Source organism: Streptomyces sp. P5F9 (assembly GCF_057961495.1).
Genome location: NZ_JBXVPZ010000664.1, coordinates 1 through 3,994, shown reverse-complemented (window position 1 = coordinate 3,994; position 3,994 = coordinate 1). Strand labels below are relative to the sequence as shown.

Sequence of the window (3,994 nt, the reverse complement as noted above, 5' to 3'; positions counted from 1 at the left end):
CTCCCGTCCCCATCCCGCTCAGCCTCGCCGGTTAACCTCACCCCATGAGCAAGCCGCCCTCCTTCACCCCGCCCCCCGGTGCTCGCGCGTACCAGCTGCGGACCGCTCGCGGTGAGTTCGCCGTCGTGGACTCGCCCGTCGGCGACGGCGTCGAGGCCAAGGGGGTCGCTCTGTTGCTGCCCGGGTTCACCGGGAGCAAGGAGGACTTCAATCCGCTGCACGAGGCGTTCGGGGCGCGCGGATACCGGACCGTGGCCGTGGACGGGCGGGGCCAGTACGAGACGGACGGGCCGACGGACGACGAATCCCCTTACGCCCAGGACGAGTTGGCGCGGGACGTGCTCGCGCTGGCCGAGACCGTGGGCGCGCCGGTGCATCTGCTCGGGCACTCCTTCGGCGGGCAGGTCGCGCGGGCCGCCGTACTGCTCGACCCGACGCCGTTCGTGTCGCTGACGCTCATGGCGTCGGGGCCGGCGGAGATCTCGGCCTCCCAGCAGCAGCGCGTGAAGCTGTTGCGGGACGCGCTCGCCGTGATGTCGATGGCCGAGGTGTGGGAAGCGATCCAGGCGATGGAGGCACCGGAGGAGACCGAGACCGGCGGTGGGCTGGACGAGGGGCTCGACGACCGGGCCGACCTGCGCCGCCGCTGGCTGGGCACCAAGCCGGCTCAACTCCTCGCCGCAGGACGCCAGTTGTGCGTGGAGCCGGACCGGGTGGCCGAACTGGCCGCAGTCCCCCTCCCCGTCCACGTCCTGTCAGGCTCGCGCGACGACACCTGGCCGGTGCCGCTCCTGGACGACATGGCCGTACGGCTGAAGGCGCGGCGGACGGTCATCGCGCGGGCCGAGCACTCACCGAACACGGACCAGCCGGCCGCGACGGCCAAGGCCATCGCCGACTTCTGGGACAGCAACTCCCGCTAGACGGAGGTCAGTACTGCGTCTGAAGGTGCTCCCAGAATCCGTCGCGCAGCGCCCGCCGCAGATCGGCCTGCCCGCGCAGCGAGTACTGCAGCAGCCCTTCCGCCTCGACCAGCAGGTCCTGGTCGACGGACCCCGGCAGATACGGATGCCCGGGCAGCAGCTCGACCAGCGCCTCCCTCCCCCGCGCCGCGAGCCACTTCGCCGCGATCTGCGCGCCCACGAAGCGGACGTCGTCGCGGGTGGGCCGGGTGGCGGCGGCCTCGTAGACGGCGGACGCGCGCCGGGAGACGTACGGCTTGAAGAAGTCGAGGTCGAAGGTGCGCTGGCTGTCGACCTCCCAGAGGAGCGGCTCCGCCTGGTTACGGCCCTCCGGCGCCTCGATGCCCCACAAGTGGACGCGGGCGCCGTACCCTTGGGCCGCCTCGACCGCCGAGACCAGGTCCTCGTCGCCGCCGATGAGGGCCGCGTCGCTGATGGCGCGGTGCCGGGCGAGGGACTCCAGGTCGGAGCGGATGAGTGAATCGACGCCCTTCTGCTGGTTGTTGGCGTTCAGATTGCCCAACCGCACCTTCACGTCCGGGAGTTCGGCGATGGACTGCTGCTCGGAGGTGTGGATGCGCCGCCGTGCCCCGTCGTACCAGTACACCCGCAGCAGCCGGCTGTCCGCGAAGATCGTGCGGGCCTTGTCGATGAGCGCCTCGATGAGGCCCTCGGTGTCGAGGTCGAAGGTGCGTCGGTCCTCGGTCCCGGAGACGAGGCGGCCCGCGGCTGCGTACAAATACCCGGCGTCGACGAAGATCGCATGCGTCGAGGGCGTCTTCGCCACTTCGGCGAGCATGCGCTGAAGCAGCTCGTTCGTGCGGTCGAGGCGGGCGCTGAGGGCCGCGAGGTCGTCGTTCATCGCTTCCATTGTCCCGGCGGTCACGCTGCGAACACAACCGGTCCCGGTCAGTCTCGTGGCGATCTCTTACCGGTCAGTAATTAGGCGTTCGAAAAATTTCCTTAGCGTAGGGAATGTTTGTAACACGCATCCCGTTGACTACATCAGTAACCAAGTAGTTCTCCTCAGGAGGATGACCAGACGAAGGGAGAAGCCATGCGCTTCGAAATCATGCGTCTCGACGAGGTCGACGGCACCACCGTGGACAGCACCGTCGTGGACGCCGCCTCCGTCAATCGGATCGTGCAACAGGCCGCCGCCATTGGACAGCGCCTGTGGATCCGCCCCGCCGAGACCAAGGCCTCGTAACACTCAAGGCCGCGTAACACCGACGACGTAACGACCACGACCCATACCCGCGACCCTTACGCGGATCGCAACCACACTTCAGAACCCCCGTACGGCACCGACGCCGTGCGGGGGTTCTGCGTTGCACCAGGTACCGGGGGCTCAGCTCGCCCGGATCACCTGGGTGATCCCGTTGATGATCTGCTGCACGGCGATGGCGGACAGCATCATCCCCGCGAGCCGGGTGACGAGCACGACCCCGCCGTCCTTGATGACCCGGATGATCAGCAGCGAGTACCGCATCACCAGCCACAGCACGACATGGATGGCGAGGATCGCCGTCCACACCGACACCTGCGTGGCCACACTGTCGGCCTTCTGCACGGCGAGGATGACGGACACGATCGCACCGGGCCCGGCGAGCAGCGGCATGCCCAGCGGTACGAGCGCGACGTTGACGTCCTTGGTCTGCTTGGGTTCGTCGGTCTTGCCGGTGAGCAGGTCGAGCGCGATCAGCAGGAGCAGCAGCCCGCCCGCGATCATCAGCGCGGGCACGGAGACGTGCAGGTAGTCGAGGATCTGGTGCCCGAGCAACCCGAAGACGGTGATCACACCGCCCGCGACACACACGGCCTGGAAGGCCATCCGCTTCTGCACCTTGGACGGTCGTCCGGCGGTCAGCGCGAGGAAGATCGGGGTGATCCCAGGGGGATCCATGATGACAAAAAGGGTCAGGAAGAGGGAGCCGAAGACGGCGACGTCGAACATGGGTGAGCCACGAGCCTTGCCGAGAGGTGAGCGGAGGGAGACGTACGGAGTGGTCGGACGAGTTCAGGCTCCGCCGGTCCCCGGCACCGGGAACGCCCCGGTGGCGCGCCGCGTGATCTCGCCGTACACCTCGGGATCGGTCGTGTACTCCCCGAGCTGCACGCTCTTGCGGCTCCCGTGATAGTCACTGGACCCGGTGACCAGCAGCCCGAGTTCCTTGGCGAGCCCCCGCAACCGCACCCGCGTCTCCGCGTCGTGATCCATGTGCTCGACCTCGATACCGTCGAGCCCGGCGGCAGCCATCTCGGCAATCGCGGCCTCAGGAACGGTGTGCCCGCGCTTACTGGCGCCGGGGTGCGCGAACACGGTCACGCCCCCGGCGGCCTTCACCAGCCGGATCGCCTCGAAGGGATCGGTCTCGTGCTTGGCCACATGAGCGCGCCCCCCGTCGGCCAGCCACTCGACAGTGAACGCGTCGTTCACCGTGGGCACAACACCCAACTCGACGAGCGCGGTGGCGACATGAGGCCGCCCGACAGACCCTTCGCCGGCGATCCGGGCAACCTGCTCCCAGGTGACCGGCACCCCCAGCTCCTGAAGCCGCCCCACCATGGCCCGAGCCCGAGGCACCCGATCGTCCCGGACCAGCTCCCGCTCGGCGAGCAGACCAGGCTCCTCCGGATCGAAGAGATAAGCCAGCATGTGCATGGACACCCCGTCGATCCGACAGGACATCTCAGCGCCGGTGACAAGAGTGAGCCCCAAGGGCAACGCGTCGATCGCCTCGGCATACCCACGACTGGTGTCGTGATCGGTCAACGCGACAACGTCCAGCCCGGCAGCGGCGGCATTCCGCACCAGCTCAGCGGGCGAGTCCGTCCCGTCCGAGGCCGTGGAGTGGGTGTGCAGATCGATACGCACGCTCAGGCTCCAACCGGCGACGACACAAAAAGGGACCCCTCAAGGGTAACGGCATCCCAAGGGCCCCTTAGAACACGCTGAGGCGGACCCCCTAAGGGGCGCGGGGAACGGCGCGACCAGCCACAACGGACCCGCACCCGCCCCACAACAGAAC

5 protein-coding genes are annotated in these 3,994 nt (G+C 68.4%); 2 read left to right on the top strand and 3 right to left on the bottom strand.

The features are described 5' to 3' along the window. Nucleotides 1-44 precede the first annotated feature (44 nt). The gene (locus AC31A1_RS48060; protein ID WP_489659369.1) at nucleotides 45-923 is read left to right on the top strand and encodes an alpha/beta fold hydrolase; all 879 of its coding nucleotides are present in this window, start codon (nucleotides 45-47) and stop codon (nucleotides 921-923) included. Nucleotides 924-930: 7 nt separating this feature from the next. On the opposite strand, the gene AC31A1_RS48055 is transcribed toward AC31A1_RS48060, so the two are convergent. Next, nucleotides 931-1,824, bottom strand: a complete 894-nt coding sequence (locus AC31A1_RS48055) for an NYN domain-containing protein (protein WP_366489705.1) — start codon at nucleotides 1,822-1,824, stop codon at nucleotides 931-933. 195 nt (nucleotides 1,825-2,019) lie between these two features. Between AC31A1_RS48055 and AC31A1_RS48050 the strand changes: the two genes are divergently transcribed. Next, nucleotides 2,020-2,172: a DUF8834 family protein gene (locus AC31A1_RS48050; RefSeq protein WP_019058373.1), complete on the top strand. Its 153-nt coding sequence runs from the start codon at nucleotides 2,020-2,022 to the stop codon at nucleotides 2,170-2,172. Nucleotides 2,173-2,313: 141 nt separating this feature from the next. On the opposite strand, the gene AC31A1_RS48045 is transcribed toward AC31A1_RS48050, so the two are convergent. Beyond that, a complete protein-coding gene (locus AC31A1_RS48045; RefSeq protein ID WP_365305195.1) occupies nucleotides 2,314-2,919 on the bottom strand; it encodes a MarC family protein in 606 nt (201 codons plus the stop codon). A 63-nt stretch (nucleotides 2,920-2,982) separates the two neighbouring features. Continuing rightward, nucleotides 2,983-3,840, bottom strand: a complete 858-nt coding sequence (locus AC31A1_RS48040) for a PHP domain-containing protein (RefSeq protein ID WP_489659368.1) — start codon at nucleotides 3,838-3,840, stop codon at nucleotides 2,983-2,985. Between the last annotated feature and the right edge of the window lie 154 nt (nucleotides 3,841-3,994).

What these genes read in the sequence shown, in the direction of transcription:
- AC31A1_RS48045 (WP_365305195.1), bottom strand. Translation starts at nt 2,919, where the DNA reads ATGTTCGACGTCGCCGTCTTCGGCTCCCTCTTCCTGACCCTTTTTGTC.
- AC31A1_RS48050 (WP_019058373.1), top strand. Translation starts at nt 2,020, where the DNA reads ATGCGCTTCGAAATCATGCGTCTCGACGAGGTCGACGGCACCACCGTG.
- AC31A1_RS48060 (WP_489659369.1), top strand. Translation starts at nt 45, where the DNA reads ATGAGCAAGCCGCCCTCCTTCACCCCGCCCCCCGGTGCTCGCGCGTAC.
- AC31A1_RS48055 (WP_366489705.1), bottom strand. Translation starts at nt 1,824, where the DNA reads ATGAACGACGACCTCGCGGCCCTCAGCGCCCGCCTCGACCGCACGAAC.